This window comes from Corynebacterium sp. HMSC055D05 (genome assembly GCF_001810365.1).
In the GTDB taxonomy this organism is placed as follows: domain Bacteria; phylum Actinomycetota; class Actinomycetes; order Mycobacteriales; family Mycobacteriaceae; genus Corynebacterium; species Corynebacterium coyleae.
Genome location: NZ_KV801045.1, coordinates 21,530 through 36,802 on the forward strand (window position 1 = coordinate 21,530; position 15,273 = coordinate 36,802).

A 15,273-nucleotide genomic window follows, 5' to 3' on the forward strand; every position below is an offset into this window, starting at 1 on the left:
CACCGGGTGTAATATTGCACCCCGTGCAAAATGAGGGAATTCGGGAACAGAAGCGCCGCGAGACGCTACAGCGGATCCGCAACGAGGCGGCGGCGCTTGTCGACAAGCGTGGCTACGACAACGTCACCGTCGACGACATCTGCCGCGAGGCAGGCATCTCCCGGCGAACCTTCTTCAACTATGTGGAATCTAAGGACGAGGCGATCTTGGGATCGTTTCCGTTCACCCTCGACGAGGACGCGCTGGACGCGATCCGCACGACCCAGAGCGACAACGTGCTGGAGCTTGTCATTCGTTCCATCGTGGTTGAGCCGGGCACGTTTGATGGTCCGGCGGCGAAGTGTCGTCGTCAATTACTGGAGAACAACCCGGGCTTGATGCACGCCGAAGCCGCCCGAAAGCGCGGATTCCTCACCGAAATTGGTCGCGCCCTCCGCGCCCACTTTGAAACCTTCCCGCAGGACCGCAAGCATTCGGGATCGCTGGAGGCGGAAGCACTATTCATCGTCGTGCTATTTCAAGGGGTCGTGACCAGGTACCTTTGGGCGCCGCCCGATGAAGGAGACCCAATCGAGCAGCTCATCGAATACGCCAAAGACATCACGAATTACGCAAAGGACATGACATGGTAGACACCCGCGCGGGACGCCACCCGCTTCAAGCCACTCCCCCGAACGTCGGCGTCGTGTTCGCCGCCCTGCTGCTGACCATGCTGATGAGTTCGCTGGGCCAGATGATCTTCGCCACGGCCCTGCCGACCATTGTTGGTGACCTCGGCGGCGTGGACCACATGAGCTGGGTCATCTCCTCGTTCTTGGTCACGATGACCATCGCGATGCCCATCAACGGCAAGCTTGGCGACGTATTGGGCCGCAAGTGGCTCTACATCACCGGCATCGGCCTGTTCGTAATCGGCTCCGCCATCGGCGGCTTTGCTAACACCATGGAGCTGCTCATCATCGGCCGCGCCATCCAAGGCCTCGGCGCGGGCGGCATGATGGTGAACTCGCAGTCCATCATCGCGGAAGTCGTTCCTGCTCGCGAGCGCGGCAAGTACATGGGCGTGATGGGCGCAGTATTTGGTGTGTCCTCGGTGCTCGGTCCGGTCCTCGGCGGCTGGTTTACCGACGGCCCCGGCTGGCGTTGGGCGCTCTGGATGAACATCCCGCTCGGCCTGCTCGCCATGACGGTATGCACCAAGGTGCTGAAGCTGCGCCGCGGATCCGCCAAGGGCATGAACTTTGACTACATCGGTACCACGCTGATGATCGTGGCCACCACGTCGCTGATCCTCACCACCACATGGGGTGGCACGCAGTACGACTGGACCTCCCCGACCATCATCGCCACCAGCGCTATCGCTGTGATCGCTGCCGTGCTGTTCGTGATTGTCGAGCTGCGCGCGACTAACCCGCTGATCCCCATGGGGCTGTTCCGCAACCGCAACATGGTGCTGACCACCCTGGCGGGCACTGTGCTTGGCCTCGGGATGACCAGTGCTCTCGCCTACCTCCCGACGTACTTGCAAATGGTGCACGAACTGACCCCGACCGACGCGGGCCTTATGATGCTGCCGATGGTGCTCGGCATGCTCGGCACCGGCACGGCAGTCGGCTTCATCATCTCTCGCACCGGCCGCTACAAGATGTACCCACTGTCCGGCATGCTCATTACCACCGTGGGACTGTTCCTGTTCTCTCGGCTGAGCGTGGACACGTCGCTGACCGTGCTCGGGATCTACATGTTCATCTTCGGTTTCGGCCTTGGTCTGGTCATGCAGGTTCTTGTGCTCATCGTGCAGAACTCGTTCCCACTCGCCCAAGTGGGCACCGCAACGTCGACGAACAACTTCTTCCGCCAGATCGGCTCCGCTATCGGCGCCTCCCTGTCCGGCTCGTTGTTCATTCACAACATGCGCGAAAAGCTGGAGGAGCGCCTGCCGGAAGCTCTGGCGAAACTCGGCGAAGAAGGTGCTGCGCTAGGCAAGCAATTCGGTGAGGGTGCCGCGAACTCGCTAACCCCGAGCAGCGTGGCGCAACTGCCTCAGCCGGTGAAGGAAGTCGTGCTGTCGAGCTACAACGACGGCCTTACCCCCGTGTTCCTCCTCATGGTGCCGCTGGCCATCATCGCGTTCGTGATACTCCTGCCGGTCAAGGAAGACCCACTCAAGGAAGATTTGAGCTAACCGGGAAACGAAAACGGCCCGGCCCCTCACATGGGGCCGGGCCGAACGCCGTTACATGGGCGCGGTTTACTTCTCGGTGATCACCGCGGCGAACGGCTCGCCTTCGCCAGCACGGGTCCAGTTGATGGAGCCGCGCTCGAACTCCTGGGTCCAGCCGGACTCGTCCGGGTTAGCAGCCTCCGGAGCCAGCGGGAAGCCCAGCTTCTTATCCACGTTGACGTCGGTCATCCACTCGTTGGCAATCTGACCCCAGGTCGGTGCGCCACCGGTGTTCTCATTCCAGGTGACGTAGTGCTCCTGGTCGTACGTAACGATCCAGCCTTCGTCGACCTGCTCAACCTTCATCGGCTCGCCCCAGGACGGCTCAGCAAACTTATCCATGGCAGCAACGACGCCAGCCGGAACCATTGCGGTGCCGCCGTCAGCAGTTGTAATCTCCTCGGTCGCCTCGGTGCCCTCGCCCGCAGCGCCGATGGAGTCCGCGGAATCGGTTGCGGAAGCGTCAGCGGTTTCCGTCTTCGCAGCCGCAGTCTCAGTCTCTACGTTCGTCTCAGTAGCGGTGGCCTCCACAACCTCGGTCTCTGCCGCGGTGTCGTCGTCGTTAGAGCACGCAACTAACCCGGTAGCAGCCAGGGCTACAGCAGCGGCGGAAGCAGCGATCTTACGGGAAAACATAATTTGTCATACCTTTCATGTTGATTTAGGTGCGTCGCCCATTATGGGCACCGCGCGAACGTCGAGTCTTCTTCCCACCCGATCGGGGGTGTGATGTGTTGCGCGACGACCTGGGAGTTCTCCCCTTCGTAATACCAACAAAGTCCTGGATAGCGTCACAATCGTCCGATTTCCGCCACACGAGCGCAACCGTCGTGATATTAACGCCTTCCCCCGGGTCGATCGGCAGCGCCTTAATCTGCTTCTTCGCAAGCGTCTTCAGCAACGGCAACGGCCCGTAGGCGATGCCGACGTTTGCGGCGACAACGGAAAGGGCGGTGCGCAGATCGTCGATAAGCGGCTGCTCTGCGTACTCGAAATTCACAATCTCTTCCGCAAGATCCCCGCGATCAACCTCCCCCACCTCCGCATAGACGGAGTCCTTTGGCACGGCCACGCCCCAGGCCTCCTCGTAGAGCCGGACCACGTGGTATTCGTCCGTGACCCGCTCGTCCGGAAGCCTGACCAGCGCCGCGTCCGCATCCTTGCCGACGAGGGGAAACGGATCATCCGACGGCAATGTCGCAGGGTCCTCGCCCGACATTTGGGCGTAGCGGCGGAACCATTTGCCGGGTTCAGTACCGGTGACGAACGCGATGGTGAGCATGGCAGGTAATGCTACCGTTTTGGGCATGACTGAACAGACCCCATCCGGCACCGCAATGAAGCCGATGACCGCGGCGAAAAAACTCGGTATCTACCTTCCCGCCACCCCACAGGAGTTCCAGGACGGCGCCATCACTCACGCCGAACTGCGCGAACTGCAGGAAAACCCGCCCGCGTGGCTGCAAGAACTGCGCCTCAACGGCCCGCACCCCCGTACCGAGGTCGCACGCAAGCTCGGCATCTCGGTGACCGCGCTGAAAGCAGCCGGCGTTGAGCAGTCGATGACCACGGAGCAAATCCGCGCGCTTCTCGACGACCAACCGGACTGGCTACAAAAAGCCCGCGCCGCTCTCGCAGAGCAGCGCGGGCACAATGTCGACACCGCAAGCGCCGCCGACGGCCAGAACGACTAGAGCATCTTCCAGTCTTCAAGGCCCGGGTACAGCGGGTACTTCTCCGCCAGGGCCTCAACGCGGGCGCGCAGCGCCGGGATATCAGCCTTCTCGCCCTGGATCAGGGTCTCGGCGATGATGTCGGACACCTCGCGGAAGTCCTCCTCGCCGAAGCCACGGGTAGCAAGCGCCGACGTGCCGATACGCAGGCCAGAGGTGACCTTTGGCGGGCGCGGGTCGAACGGCACCGCATTGCGGTTGACCGTGATGCCTGCGGCGTGCAGGAGGTCCTCGGCCTGCTGGCCATCCATCGGCGAGTTACGCAGGTCCACCAGCACGAGGTGGACGTCGGTGCCGCCGGAGACAACGTCGATGCCGGCAGCCTTCGCGTCCTCGCTGGTAAGGCGCTCGGCCAGGATCTTCGCACCGTCGATGGTGCGCTGCTGACGGTCCTTGAACTCCTCCATGCCCGCGATCTTGAACGCGGTCGCCTTCGCAGCGATGACGTGCATGAGCGGGCCACCCTGCTGACCAGGGAAGACGGCGGAGTTGATCTTCTTGTTCAGCTCCTCATCGTTGGTCAGGATGAAGCCGGAACGGGGGCCACCCAGCGTCTTATGCACCGTGGAGGACACCACGTGCGCATGCGGGACCGGCGACGGGTGCAGGCCAGCCGCAACCAGGCCGGCGAAGTGGGCCATGTCAACCCACAGGTAGGCGCCGACCTCGTCCGCGATCGAGCGGAACTCAGCGAAGTCCTCGTGGCGCGGGTAGGCGGACCAGCCGGCGATGATCACCTTCGGCTTGACCTCGCGAGCCTGCTCACGCAGCTTGGCCATATCGATGAGGTGGGTGTCCTTCTCTACCTCGTACGCTGCCACGTTGTAGAGACGGCCGGAGAAGTTGATCTTCATGCCGTGGGTCAGGTGGCCGCCGTGAGCCAGGTTCAGGCCCAGGATGGTGTCACCCGGCTCCGCCAGTGCCATTAGCACAGCGGCGTTCGCCTGCGCACCGGAGTGTGGCTGCACGTTTGCAAACTTTGCACCGAAGACTTCCTTGGCACGCTCCTGTGCCAGGGTCTCCACAACGTCCACGTGCTCGCAGCCACCGTAGTAGCGCTTGCCCGGGTAGCCCTCGGCGTACTTGTTGGTCAGCACAGAACCCTGTGCCTCAAGTACGGCGCGCGGAACGAAGTTTTCAGACGCAATCATTTCGAGGGTGTTGCGCTGGCGCGCTAGCTCGTCGACAATCGCGGCGTGAACTTCGGGGTCAAAAGTAGCCAGATCCTGGTAACGGAAATCTTCAGACACGTCCACCGGGTCCTTTCTCGTTCGGTCGTAGTTACCGCTTCGAAGTATATGTAAGCAACCCGGGTGTTATGTCGAATTCCATGCACAGGATCCAAGGTGAAACAATAGGGCCATGCCACGTGTCGATTCTTCGCCTTACCTCGATTTTCACCGCGAGGACTGGCGCAAACGTCGTGCCACCATGCCACAGGTGCTCACCGAAGATGAGCTCACCAAACTCGCAGGCATCGGTGAGAGCCTCGATCTGCAAGAGGTCGAAGACATTTACCTACCGCTGTCGCGCCTGATCCACCTGCAGGTACGAGCGCGCCAGAAACTGACCAAAGCCACCGAAACGTTCATCGGCGGCGATCCGGGGCATGTGCCGTTCATCATCGGGCTTGCAGGCTCGGTCGCAGTAGGCAAATCAACCACCGCGCGTGTGCTGCAGGTGCTACTTCAGCGCTGGGACTCCCACCCCCGCGTCGACCTGATCACCACTGACGGGTTTCTGCACCCCTCCGCAGTGCTCAAGGAGCGCGGCTTGATGGCCCGTAAGGGCTTCCCTGAGTCTTACGACCGCCGCAACCTCATGCGATTTGTCACCGAGGTGAAATCGGGCCAGCCCCTGGTCAAGGCTCCGATCTACTCCCACGAGGCCTACGACATTCTCCCGGACGAGTACATCGAGGTACGCCAGCCAGACATCTTGATTCTGGAGGGCCTCAACGTATTGCAGACCGGCCCAACGCTGATGGTGTCGGACCTGTTCGACTTCTCCATCTATGTCGACGCCAAGACCTCCGACATCGAGCACTGGTACATCGAGCGCTTCCTCAAACTGCGCGATACCGCATTCCAGGAGCCCGGCGCACACTTTGCTCACTACGCAGGTCTTGACGACGCGCAGGCGACCTACGCCGCACGCGAAATCTGGCAGTCCATCAACCTGCCAAACCTGGTGGAAAACATTCTGCCCACGCGGGTGCGCGCATCGCTTGTGCTGCGCAAGGATTACGACCACACCGTTCAGCGCGTCCGCATGCGCAAGCTCTAATTCGCCAGGGTTTTATTTGCCAAAGCGGCGGGAGCGCTGCGAATAATCGCGCAGTGCTCGCAGGAAGTCGATCTTGCGAAACGCCGGCCAGTACGTATCCGTGAACCAGATTTCGGAGTACGCGGCCTGCCACAGCAGGAATCCTGAAAGACGCTGCTCACCGGAGGTGCGGATCACCAGATCTGGGTCGGGCTGGCCCTTGGTGTAGAGGTGCTCACCAATCGACTCGACCGTCACCGCCTCTTTGATTTCGGCGGGGGTTGCGCCGGCGGCTGCGGTGTCGTCGATAAGCGCACGCACCGCGTCCACGATCTCCTGGCGCCCGCCATAGCCCACCGCAATATTCACGGTCAGTCCGGCTTTCTCGGTAGTGGTAGCGGCGCTTTCTCGCATGCGTGCTGCCACATCGTCCGGCAGCAGGTCCAGTTGGCCGACCAAGCGCACGCGGCAGGTGTAATCCTCGGTGGCGAGGTCCTCGATGACTTCGGAGATGATGTCGAAGAGCAGCTCCACCTCCTCCGAGGTGCGCTGAAGGTTCTCGGTGGAAAGCAGGTAAATCGTGAGAACATCGACATCCATTTCCGCAGACCAGCGAACCAAATCGCCAATCTTCGCGCCGCCGACCCTGTGGCCGTGGGAAATGTCCTTAAACCCCGACTCGCGAGCCCAGCGACGGTTCCCGTCAGCCATCACGGCGATGTGCTTCGGGCGTTTCTTTCCACGCAGCTCACGCTTAAGTCGTGCTTCGTACAGCTGGTACAGCGGGTAGCGCAGTTTGGAGAGGACAGACACAACGTTGATTCTAGCGGGGCTTAAAAGGTGCGCTTCTTACGCTGGTCGGCAACGCCAGCCTTCGCCATGGCCTCGTCGATAGCTTTCTCGTCGAAAGGATCAATGCCATGCGCCTCAGCAAATGCTTGACGACGACGGAACCGGGAGAAACGCCGGTGAAACGCATACCCAATCGACAAGACAACGACCGCGAGGCAGACAAGCAGCAGCAGCCCAATCGGCGACGCCTTGCCAAAGTCCGGACCAGCCGGGGTCTCCCCCGGCGACTGCGCCAGGACCAGATCAACGGTTGCGGCGGCGTTGATGAAGTTGGCGAACACTACTCCTCCTCAGCACCGGCATCGATACCGGCAAACAAGTCATCTTCAGGCAAGGTGGTCTCCACCCGGGTACGTGCGAGCTCGAATTCTTCCGTCGGCCACACCTTTTGCTGGTCCGCCACCGGGCTGGCCAAAAACGCCCCTGCCGGATCGATCTGGGTGGCGTGAGCAGTCAGCGCCTGCTCACGTTGTCCAAAGTAGTCGGCGCACTCCACTTGGGTGGTCACGCGGTCAAACACATCCCCCTCGGCTTCCTCCCAGCGCTTGATCATGAGCTCGTAGGGGCTCTTCTCACCGCGTTCGAACAACGCCTCTTGCAGCAGCTTCATGCGCTGGAGGATAAAACCATGCGTGTAGTAGAGCTTCAGCGGTGTCCACGGCTCGCCGGCTTCTGGCGCAAACGAGGCGTCACCCGCCTTCTCCCACGCAATCATCGAAATCGCGTGAACCATGAGATGGTCCGGGTGCGGGTAGCCACCGTTTTCGTCGTAGGTAATGATGACGTGCGGTTTGAACTCGCGGATCTCCTCCACGATCTTCACCGCAACCTCTTCCGGGTCCTGGACCGCAAATGACCCCTCCGGCAGCGGAGGCAGCGGGTCCCCCTCGGGCAGGCCGGAGTCTTCGTAGCCCAGCCAAACGTGTTCCACACCAAGCGCCTCGACGGCACGCGCCATCTCCTCGTGGCGCACGGCCGTCATGTTTTCGAGCACCCCAGGGCGGTCCATCGCAGGGTTCAAAATGTCCCCACGTCGTCCGTCGGTACAGGTCACCACCTTCACACGGTTCCCTTCGGCAGCGTATTTCGCCATGGTCGCCGCACCCTTCGAGGACTCATCGTCCGGGTGAGCGTGGATCGCCATCAGACGCAGACCAGCCACTCGTACTCTCCAACTTTTGTAGGGGTGTTGTTAGAACTTCGGAACATCTTAGTACCATCCCAGTTAAGTCCCTATCCCCCTTGTTATTGCGAGGTTGCATCCGTGTCCACTCCAGTGCGCCGTCCGTCGCAACGCTATAGCTCCGGCAAGAGCGACGGCGTGAGCGGCAAAGTGGTCGCAGTCGCCGCTGTGCTCATCGCCATCGCGTTCATCTTCTTCGGCGCCCGAACGATCATCGACAGGATGGACCGTCCCGTCACCGCTGAATTTATTTCGCAGGAACATATCGACGACTCAACCGGACGCCTTTGGATCGACGTGACCCGCAAGGACCCGTCGGTACCGGCCTATTGCATCGTCACCGCGGTGGATTACTCCCACGCTGAGGTGGGTCGCCGCGAGGTCATCCTTCCCGCCGGCGGGGAGAAGCACCAGCGCATCCCGGTGGACCTGCCGCTGCGTGAACCGCTTGTTTCCGGCCGCATCTACGGCTGTTCCGAAAATCTGCCGTTCTACATGGACCCGGAGAGCAAATTTTACGACGCCCGCTAGCACACGGGCTGCGTACTACCATGTGCTAATCTTTTGCGGTATATCTGCACAGTTTCGCCCGCAGCCTGCGGGCTCGTTTTACGTATGAGGGAAGGGTGTTACCCCTATGGCTGAACCCCAGCAGCAGTACATTACCCCGGAAATGAAGGCCAAGCTGGAGGCCGAACTCCAGCAGCTGATCGATAACCGTCCGGTGATTGCCGCGGAGATCAACGAGCGCCGCGAGGAAGGCGACCTGAAGGAAAACGCTGGTTACGACGCAGCTCGTGAGCAGCAGGATCAGGAAGAGGCTCGCATTAAGCAGATCTCTGAGATCCTCTCCAACTCCACCACCGAGCGCACCGGCATTGTCGAAGGTGTCGCTCACATCGGTTCCGTCGTTCACGTCTACTACAACGGCGACAAGGAGGACCGCGAGACGTTCCTCATCGGTACCCGCGCTGCGTCGACCGACAACGCTGATTTGGAGACCTACTCCGAGCAGTCCCCGCTGGGCGCTGCCGTCGTTGGTGCCGCTGAGGGCGAGACCCGTACTTACACGGCTCCGAATGGTCGCGAGATTTCGGTCACGATCGTCAAGGCTGAGCCGTATGATTCAGTTAAAGCTTCAACGCCTCGTGCAAAGTAGTTTTACCCGTTCTTTTTCGATAGCGAAGGATCATCCTGTGATTGCAACCTCTTCCCGCAAAGCTCTGGTTGGCGTAGCTGCCATCGCTGCTCTCGCCCTCGCCGGCTGCACCCCGCCGAACGAGAACCCGTCCGACAAGAAGGTCGACACCGCGACGAGCCAGGACGCTAGCTCCCTCAAGGGTGCTGGTGCTTCCGCCACCGCCGCGACCAATGTTGTCGAGGCCAGCGAGGCGACCGCGACGGAGACCCTCGAGGCCGCCGCGGACGAGCTGCCAACCTTCAACAACTGTGGCGAGACCGGCCTGCTGCGCCCGACTCAGCTGACGGTCGACTGCAAGAGCCAGAACGATTTCCTGCAGGACATCGTCTGGGATACCTGGACCGCCGACCTGGCTGAGGGCACCGCAACCCGTGTTGTCCTGGATCCGAATAACCGCGAGGAAGGCGTCAAGGTTGTCCTTGGCGCTCCGCAGGTTGTGAACAACGATCTGCTGTTCACTACCATCTCGGTTGATGGTGCGACCGTGAACCCGGATCGTCTCTAATCGTCTCTAATCGCCTCTCATCGGCGCAAAGAGTAGCGGCCCTGTTCCAATCGGAACAGGGCCGCTTTATTGTCGGCGGCGTTTGGTACCGCCGTTTAGCGTTGCTTAGCGCCGTCTAGCGGTCGTTGGCGAAGTAGGACAGCAGACGCAGGATCTCGGTGTAGAGCCACACGAGCGTCACAGCGAGGCCCAGTGCGACGCCCCACGCGGCGTTCGACGGTGCGCTGGTGCGCACGAGCCTGTCGGCCAGATCGAAGTCCTGCAGGAAGGAAATAGCTGCGAGGACCACGCATACGACGCCGAAGATGATGGACATGGTGCCGCCATCACGCAGTGGGTTCTGGCCGGTGAAAAGAGCGAGCAGCAGGTTGCCCAGCGCCATGATGACAACGCCGAAGATGGCGCCGGTGATCAGGCGGTTCAGTCGCGGCGTGACGCGGATGGCGCCGGTGCGGTAAACCACGAGCATGCCGATGAACACGCCGAGGGTGCCCAGGATGGCCTGGAAAATCATCTGGCCAGCGTCAGCCCCGCCGACGGAGAACCAGCCGGAGATCAGCAGAGAGAATCCGCCTAGGAACAGGCCTTCAAAGGCTGCGTACAGAAGCGTCACCGTGCGGGAGCCGAAGGTGCGCGAGAACGCGTGGACCAGGGTGACCACGAACGCGCCGATACCGCCGACAAGCGTTAGGATCATCCCCACGCCGGCGTTTCCGGACAGGTAGATGCCGAAGTTAATCGCGGCGAACAGGATGATAACGGCGATGGTGATGCCGGTCTTGGAGACAATGTCATCGACCGTCAGCGGGCGGTCCTGCTGGATTTCGGGCGCGTAGCCGTAGCCAGCGGTGTGTTCTTCATTGGTCAGGTTCTTCAGAACCGGGTTGGTACTTCTCACGTCGTCCAACATTCCTTTCGAGTCTTGTTGCGACCACTATTCACAGGTTGTAACGCTTGGACCTTCAAAAAGGTTCCCGAGGCGTAGAATTTGGACACATGGGTGTGTTCGATCGTTGGCGTCGCGGCCCGAGCACGGGCGGCGATCTTGTCCTGGACAGGTTGTCTGCAGCAACTGGTGGCGCGCAGGCCTACACCTTTTCCTATGCAGCGTTGGATGTGCTCGCATTTCTTGTCGACGACCCCCTCCCCCACGTCTTGTACTGCACGTTCGGGTTGTCCCAGGTGGAGTCGTCGCAACGCGTTGCGGGCACACAGACCGAGCTCACGCTCCGCATCCCGATGGACGATGAGGTGTTCCCTCCTGAGTGGCCGGCGCAGCAGCTGGCACGCATGGCTCGCAACGTGGTCCGCAGCGGAGTCGAGATTGAGCCTGGGCATTATTTATCGTCGGCTTCTGGCTCGCTCGCGGGGTTTGTGTTCGTCGCGGATCCACTCCTCGGCTGTGCGGAGGGACCGACCGGGCGAGTGCAGTTCACCTACGCCGCGGGGTTGGTCGGAGATGATCTGGAGCGGATGTTGCGGTGGGATCCGGTGAAGTTCGCGGGCGTGCTCGGCGAGCATGTGCCGCTTGGGTTGACGGATCCTGCACGTGCCCCGCTGTCAAGCGATCCGCAGGTGCGTGTGCTTCTCGACGACGCCTCGCACACCGACGGCTCCTCTATCGGCGCAAACACCGCCAAGTATTTAGATGTCGATGTCGCTGGCCGTGTGGATCTCGACGAACGTGCCGCCGCCGCACTCCTTCGGGCGGCGCGCTACCGATTGCTGTTTGGCAAGTCATATGCCCTCATCCGCAACGACACGTGGCTCATGTTCGACCCGAAGGCAATCGATCTCGAGTTGGCCGAGGATCACATTGTCGTGCCGGGCCGTGCCGATGTAGCGAATGAATTGCTCGCTGTATTCGACACTGCGCCGGGCACTTACGCGTTGACTACCGTGCCGTTGACGTTCCAGGTCATCGACCCGACAACGTAGGACGCTTACTTAAAGACGTTGCCCCACCCGTCACGCTTGTCCAGAAACGCCTGCGCTTCGCGCCTAGCGGCCTCGAGGTCGTGGCTTGCGCCCCAGCCGCACTGCTTCTCGTTCGCAGCCGGCACCTCGGTGGCATTGGTGATGTCGGTGAGCGTCTTTTCCACCAGATCAGCGACCTCTGCCTCTGCGACGTCGCCGGAAAGCATCAGGTAGAAACCGGTCTGGCAGCCCATCGGGCCGAAGTCGATCACGTTGTCTGCATGGCTGCGGGCGTGCTCGGCAAACATGTGCTCCAGGGAGTGCACTGCCGGCATCTCAAGGTGCTCGACGTTCGGCTGCTTAAAGCGGATGTCCCACTTCACCAGCGTGTCACCCTGGGGAAGTTCCTTTCGGTCCGCGAGGCGAATAAACGGTGCGTCAACCTTGGTGTGGTCGAGGTTGAAGGATTCAACATTCATGCGATCAGTCATGGCCTCGACTGTACTGAACGCGCTGGCCCGTTCCCATCACTGGATTCATCGTTGCGAGTCGTGCTGGTCACGGCTGCCGCATCCCGAATCGGCGAGGCTGCGTAGCTTGCTGCGCGAGTGAGCTTCTTGCTTTCCGACGACACCTCGTCAACGGCTGCTATACCGCCATGTAGCCCGGTTACCGGGCTAGTAATTGTGCCCCCAGTCGGGCTCGAACCGACACTGGGCGGATTTTAAGTCCGCTGCCTCTGCCAATTGGGCTATAGGGGCGCCGAGAAATATGGTACTTCCCCGGCGCCTCAATGCTGAAACCGGCCGGAAAATCTCACCGAGCGAAAGTGCACTGCCCGCCATACACTCGCTGTGCGAAATGTAAGTTTCGCCTGAGTTTCTCGCTCAGTTCCTGGCGATTTTCGAGGTAGTGACACATGAACATTCAACTTCCACCCCCTTTAAACCAACTGATCAAAGACATCAACCTTGAGCAGCTCATCGCAGCAGTAGCAGGCGTTTTCGTCGTCGGTGGTCTTGTCGGCGGAGCAATTGGCGCGGCTGCCGGCAACGGATCCGAGCATTCTGGTTCCAGCAACAGCGACGTAGATCCAACGGCGTCCACCACGGCTCCCGAGGTCACTGGCCCAACTCTCGAGGGCCGTGCGAAGCTCTCGGCGTTATACCAGGCTCCCGGCCCGAATTCAGGCAAGGATGCTTTCGACGGTAACGGGCAAACCCACCCTTTTAAAGGGCAGGTCATCCCCGGCTTTTCTGGAATGATCGAGATTGGCGACGGCACGTTTTATGGCTTGCCAGATAACGGCTTCGGTTCGAAATCGAATTCTTCCGATTTCCTCCTGAGGATCTACACGGTCAAGCCCAATTGGGAAACGGCGGAAACAGCGAAGAATCCACAAACCACCGGTGGTGTTGATGTACTTGACTACATCTCATTAAAAGACCCCGACGGAAAGATTCCGTGGAAGATCGTCAACAACGACACCGAGGATCGTCTACTTACCGGCGCAGACTTTGACCCCGAGTCATTCGTCCAGGCCGCCGACGGATCTTTCTGGATCGGCGAGGAGTTCGGCCCCTACATCCTCCATGTGGACAAGAACGGCACCTTGCTCGAAGAGCCCTACGCATACCCAGGTGTGAAGAGCCCATCGAACCCAACACTTGGCGATAATGAGCGACCAAACCTGCGCAATTCCAAAGGCTTTGAAGCCATGGCATGGGACGGACGCTATCTTTACCCGATTTTCGAGGGGTACCTCGACAAGGCGGCCGACAAGCGTGAACGCGTCATTTCTCAGTTCGACACAACGACAGGCAAATACACCGGTAAGACTTGGACCTACCTTGCTGAAGGCGATGACGCGCTCATCGGCGACGCTTTCCTAACCAAGGATGGCCGTTTGCTCGTGCTTGAGCGCGACGACTTCCTCGGCTCCGATGCGAAGCTGAAGAAGGTATTCGAGGTTGCGAATTTCAAGGGTATCGAGCCAGGGAAAACAGTGGAAAAGGCGCTTATGGCAGACCTTCTCAACATCGCCAACCCCAATAAGATCGGCATGGTTTCCGATGCACGGGCATACGGTGTCGGCGACCCTTTCATGTTTGCGCTACTGAGCGTCGAAACGATTGTTCAGCTTGAGGACGGCCGATACTTAACTGCCTTGGACAACAACTTCCCTGGCGATGACGGCCGGTACCGCGGTAAGCCAGACGACACGGAGATGATCATCTTCTCTGTCAATTAACAACTATCTGCCCTGAGAAACTGCCCGGTAATCTGTCATTCACATCGCCAGATTATTTGGACGGAGTTTCTCTCGTGGCCAGGCAATGGTTGTTTCTTCTGCCCTGCGCTTTTGGTGCGCTCGGGCTCTTCCTCGCGCGCCAGGCTGGCGACGGCACCGCAGGTTTCTACTGGGCCACCGCTTTTACCGCCGTCGTGTACCTAGCCGCCTGGTGGGTGTGGGGCGACAAAGGCGCATTCGCTGGCCCCGGCAAACTCCGCGACGTCGTACGTGGCATCGGATTAGGCACCGCACTTGCGGTTGTCTTTTTCTTGGGTGCCCTGATCGTCACCCGCATCCCAGCACTTGCCGGCCCTGTCGCAGAGATCCTGGATACTCCTAACAAAGGCGGTTACGCGCTGACGCTGCTCGTCCTCGTGGTCAACGGCGTCGGCGAGGAGCTCATCTTCCGCGACGTCGTCCCCCGCCAGCTACAAAGCATTGGACAAACGGTGCTGCAAGCTGGTGTGTGGTCGACGGTCGCCTACGGGTTGGTCACCGTCGTGATGGGTGTGCCGCTGCTTGTGTTCGCGGCAGTGGTCCTCGGTGCGCTCGCCTACACCGAGGCAGTGCGCACCGGCAGGCTGTACTCCCCCATCGCACTCCACCTGACGTGGAGCATCGCAATGCTGCTGATCTTGCCTTCCCTTCTCTGAGGTCACCGAACTCATTGTTGTCCCTATACATAGGCATCGAGCCGGGCTCCGTCTTAATGGTGGTCTAGCCTGCTCGTGGGGTTGAACCGCCCTGTTTTCGTGTCTTGGGCGCTGTTGTTGGGTGTGCTCGTAAAACGGGGGTAATTTCCGGGGGTAAGCAGGTGGTGCAGATTGCTGAACAATCCGCACGTCACACCCATTTCGAGCCGTTTTCACAGTCGTTGAACAATCCTTCCGACCATTTCCGGGTCGTTTTGAAGTGCTGTTCCGGCATTTCCCCAGGTCGCGATTCAAACGGGCGGGTGTTGGCTGAAAACACCCTTAAATCGCATACTATGCATGCATAAAGATTGTTCAACGAAGTGCACTCGGGGCAAATCAGATCGTTCAACAACCCTTCGCGTCAGTGGTGTTTGTGGGTTGGATTGGTGAACAATCCGGACGTTA

18 protein-coding genes and 1 tRNA gene are annotated in these 15,273 nt (G+C 60.4%); 10 read left to right on the top strand and 9 right to left on the bottom strand.

The window, feature by feature from the left end; all coding sequences use genetic code 11:
* Positions 1 to 23: 23 nt before the first annotated feature.
* The gene (locus HMPREF2734_RS03010; RefSeq protein WP_070482583.1) at positions 24 to 632 is read left to right on the top strand and encodes a TetR/AcrR family transcriptional regulator; all 609 of its coding nucleotides are present in this window, start codon (positions 24 to 26) and stop codon (positions 630 to 632) included.
* Complete coding sequence (locus tag HMPREF2734_RS03015; RefSeq protein ID WP_070569117.1) at positions 626 to 2,185, top strand: MDR family MFS transporter; 1,560 nt, start codon at positions 626 to 628, stop codon at positions 2,183 to 2,185. The genes HMPREF2734_RS03010 and HMPREF2734_RS03015 overlap by 7 nt, the downstream gene beginning before the upstream one ends.
* A gap of 66 nt (positions 2,186 to 2,251) precedes the next feature.
* Here the strand turns inward: HMPREF2734_RS03015 and HMPREF2734_RS03020 are convergent, their stop codons facing one another.
* Positions 2,252 to 2,860, bottom strand: a complete 609-nt coding sequence (locus HMPREF2734_RS03020) for a hypothetical protein (RefSeq protein WP_070452570.1) — start codon at positions 2,858 to 2,860, stop codon at positions 2,252 to 2,254.
* 25 nt (positions 2,861 to 2,885) lie between these two features.
* The gene (locus HMPREF2734_RS03025; RefSeq protein ID WP_070482582.1) at positions 2,886 to 3,506 is read right to left on the bottom strand and encodes a LysR family transcriptional regulator substrate-binding protein; all 621 of its coding nucleotides are present in this window, start codon (positions 3,504 to 3,506) and stop codon (positions 2,886 to 2,888) included.
* Between the two features lie 25 nt (positions 3,507 to 3,531).
* Between HMPREF2734_RS03025 and HMPREF2734_RS03030 the strand changes: the two genes are divergently transcribed.
* Positions 3,532 to 3,918 carry a DUF5997 family protein gene (locus HMPREF2734_RS03030; protein WP_070482621.1) on the top strand — a complete coding sequence of 129 codons (387 nt, stop codon included), beginning with the start codon at positions 3,532 to 3,534 and terminating at the stop codon, positions 3,916 to 3,918.
* Here HMPREF2734_RS03030 and glyA read toward each other — a convergent pair.
* On the bottom strand, positions 3,915 to 5,207 hold the full coding sequence (glyA, locus tag HMPREF2734_RS03035; protein ID WP_070421697.1) for a serine hydroxymethyltransferase: 1,293 nt from the start codon (positions 5,205 to 5,207) through the stop codon (positions 3,915 to 3,917). The two genes, HMPREF2734_RS03030 and glyA, sit on opposite strands and share 4 nt — an antisense overlap.
* A gap of 112 nt (positions 5,208 to 5,319) precedes the next feature.
* On the opposite strand from glyA, the gene coaA reads away from it, so the two are divergent.
* Positions 5,320 to 6,243 (top strand): type I pantothenate kinase, encoded by a 924-nt coding sequence (gene coaA, locus HMPREF2734_RS03040; protein ID WP_070421685.1) that lies wholly within the window; start codon positions 5,320 to 5,322, stop codon positions 6,241 to 6,243.
* A gap of 12 nt (positions 6,244 to 6,255) precedes the next feature.
* Here coaA and HMPREF2734_RS03045 read toward each other — a convergent pair whose 3' ends face one another.
* The 3 genes from HMPREF2734_RS03045 to mca are packed head-to-tail and all read right to left on the bottom strand — an operon-like array spanning position 6,256 to position 8,236.
* Positions 6,256 to 7,035, bottom strand: a complete 780-nt coding sequence (locus tag HMPREF2734_RS03045) for an isoprenyl transferase (protein WP_070569120.1) — start codon at positions 7,033 to 7,035, stop codon at positions 6,256 to 6,258.
* Positions 7,036 to 7,055: 20 nt separating this feature from the next.
* Positions 7,056 to 7,355: a hypothetical protein gene (locus HMPREF2734_RS03050; protein WP_070452565.1), complete on the bottom strand. Its 300-nt coding sequence runs from the start codon at positions 7,353 to 7,355 to the stop codon at positions 7,056 to 7,058.
* Positions 7,355 to 8,236: a mycothiol conjugate amidase Mca gene (gene mca / locus HMPREF2734_RS03055; RefSeq protein ID WP_070421688.1), complete on the bottom strand. Its 882-nt coding sequence runs from the start codon at positions 8,234 to 8,236 to the stop codon at positions 7,355 to 7,357. Before mca ends, HMPREF2734_RS03050 begins: the two co-directional genes overlap by 1 nt.
* A 102-nt stretch (positions 8,237 to 8,338) precedes the next feature.
* Here mca and HMPREF2734_RS03060 point away from each other — a divergent pair, with 102 nt between their 5' ends.
* The 3 genes from HMPREF2734_RS03060 (at position 8,339) to HMPREF2734_RS03070 (ending at position 9,963) form a co-directional block, all read left to right on the top strand.
* Positions 8,339 to 8,788: a DUF4307 domain-containing protein gene (locus tag HMPREF2734_RS03060; protein ID WP_246815458.1), complete on the top strand. Its 450-nt coding sequence runs from the start codon at positions 8,339 to 8,341 to the stop codon at positions 8,786 to 8,788.
* Between the two features lie 106 nt (positions 8,789 to 8,894).
* Complete coding sequence (greA, locus tag HMPREF2734_RS03065) at positions 8,895 to 9,416, top strand: transcription elongation factor GreA (protein WP_070421690.1); 522 nt, start codon at positions 8,895 to 8,897, stop codon at positions 9,414 to 9,416.
* 37 nt (positions 9,417 to 9,453) lie between these two features.
* On the top strand, positions 9,454 to 9,963 hold the full coding sequence (locus HMPREF2734_RS03070) for a hypothetical protein (protein ID WP_070569122.1): 510 nt from the start codon (positions 9,454 to 9,456) through the stop codon (positions 9,961 to 9,963).
* A 115-nt stretch (positions 9,964 to 10,078) separates the two neighbouring features.
* On the opposite strand, the gene HMPREF2734_RS03075 is transcribed toward HMPREF2734_RS03070, so the two are convergent.
* Complete coding sequence (locus HMPREF2734_RS03075; protein ID WP_070421698.1) at positions 10,079 to 10,861, bottom strand: Bax inhibitor-1/YccA family protein; 783 nt, start codon at positions 10,859 to 10,861, stop codon at positions 10,079 to 10,081.
* Positions 10,862 to 10,959: 98 nt separating this feature from the next.
* Between HMPREF2734_RS03075 and HMPREF2734_RS03080 the strand changes: the two genes are divergently transcribed.
* On the top strand, positions 10,960 to 11,901 hold the full coding sequence (locus HMPREF2734_RS03080) for a suppressor of fused domain protein (protein WP_070452557.1): 942 nt from the start codon (positions 10,960 to 10,962) through the stop codon (positions 11,899 to 11,901).
* A 5-nt stretch (positions 11,902 to 11,906) separates the two neighbouring features.
* Here the strand turns inward: HMPREF2734_RS03080 and HMPREF2734_RS03085 are convergent, their stop codons facing one another.
* On the bottom strand, positions 11,907 to 12,371 hold the full coding sequence (locus tag HMPREF2734_RS03085; protein ID WP_070569125.1) for an S-ribosylhomocysteine lyase: 465 nt from the start codon (positions 12,369 to 12,371) through the stop codon (positions 11,907 to 11,909).
* A 196-nt stretch (positions 12,372 to 12,567) separates the two neighbouring features.
* A tRNA-Leu gene (locus tag HMPREF2734_RS03090) sits at positions 12,568 to 12,641 on the bottom strand.
* Positions 12,642 to 12,799: 158 nt separating this feature from the next.
* Between HMPREF2734_RS03090 and HMPREF2734_RS03095 the strand changes: the two genes are divergently transcribed.
* Together HMPREF2734_RS03095 and HMPREF2734_RS03100 are read left to right on the top strand one after the other, a co-directional pair.
* Positions 12,800 to 14,131: an esterase-like activity of phytase family protein gene (locus tag HMPREF2734_RS03095; RefSeq protein WP_070569128.1), complete on the top strand. Its 1,332-nt coding sequence runs from the start codon at positions 12,800 to 12,802 to the stop codon at positions 14,129 to 14,131.
* Between the two features lie 74 nt (positions 14,132 to 14,205).
* A complete protein-coding gene (locus tag HMPREF2734_RS03100) occupies positions 14,206 to 14,826 on the top strand; it encodes a CPBP family intramembrane glutamic endopeptidase (RefSeq protein WP_070452551.1) in 621 nt (206 codons plus the stop codon).
* Positions 14,827 to 15,273: the final 447 nt, after the last annotated feature.

Excerpts from the sequence above, each read along its gene's own strand:
- HMPREF2734_RS03095 (WP_070569128.1), top strand. The coding sequence starts at position 12,800 with ATGAACATTCAACTTCCACCCCCTTTAAACCAACTGATCAAAGACATC.
- coaA (WP_070421685.1), top strand. The coding sequence starts at position 5,320 with ATGCCACGTGTCGATTCTTCGCCTTACCTCGATTTTCACCGCGAGGAC.
- greA (WP_070421690.1), top strand. The coding sequence starts at position 8,895 with ATGGCTGAACCCCAGCAGCAGTACATTACCCCGGAAATGAAGGCCAAG.
- HMPREF2734_RS03015 (WP_070569117.1), top strand. The coding sequence starts at position 626 with ATGGTAGACACCCGCGCGGGACGCCACCCGCTTCAAGCCACTCCCCCG.
- HMPREF2734_RS03080 (WP_070452557.1), top strand. The coding sequence starts at position 10,960 with ATGGGTGTGTTCGATCGTTGGCGTCGCGGCCCGAGCACGGGCGGCGAT.
- HMPREF2734_RS03085 (WP_070569125.1), bottom strand. The coding sequence starts at position 12,371 with ATGACTGATCGCATGAATGTTGAATCCTTCAACCTCGACCACACCAAG.
- HMPREF2734_RS03020 (WP_070452570.1), bottom strand. The coding sequence starts at position 2,860 with ATGTTTTCCCGTAAGATCGCTGCTTCCGCCGCTGCTGTAGCCCTGGCT.
- HMPREF2734_RS03025 (WP_070482582.1), bottom strand. The coding sequence starts at position 3,506 with ATGCTCACCATCGCGTTCGTCACCGGTACTGAACCCGGCAAATGGTTC.
- HMPREF2734_RS03030 (WP_070482621.1), top strand. The coding sequence starts at position 3,532 with ATGACTGAACAGACCCCATCCGGCACCGCAATGAAGCCGATGACCGCG.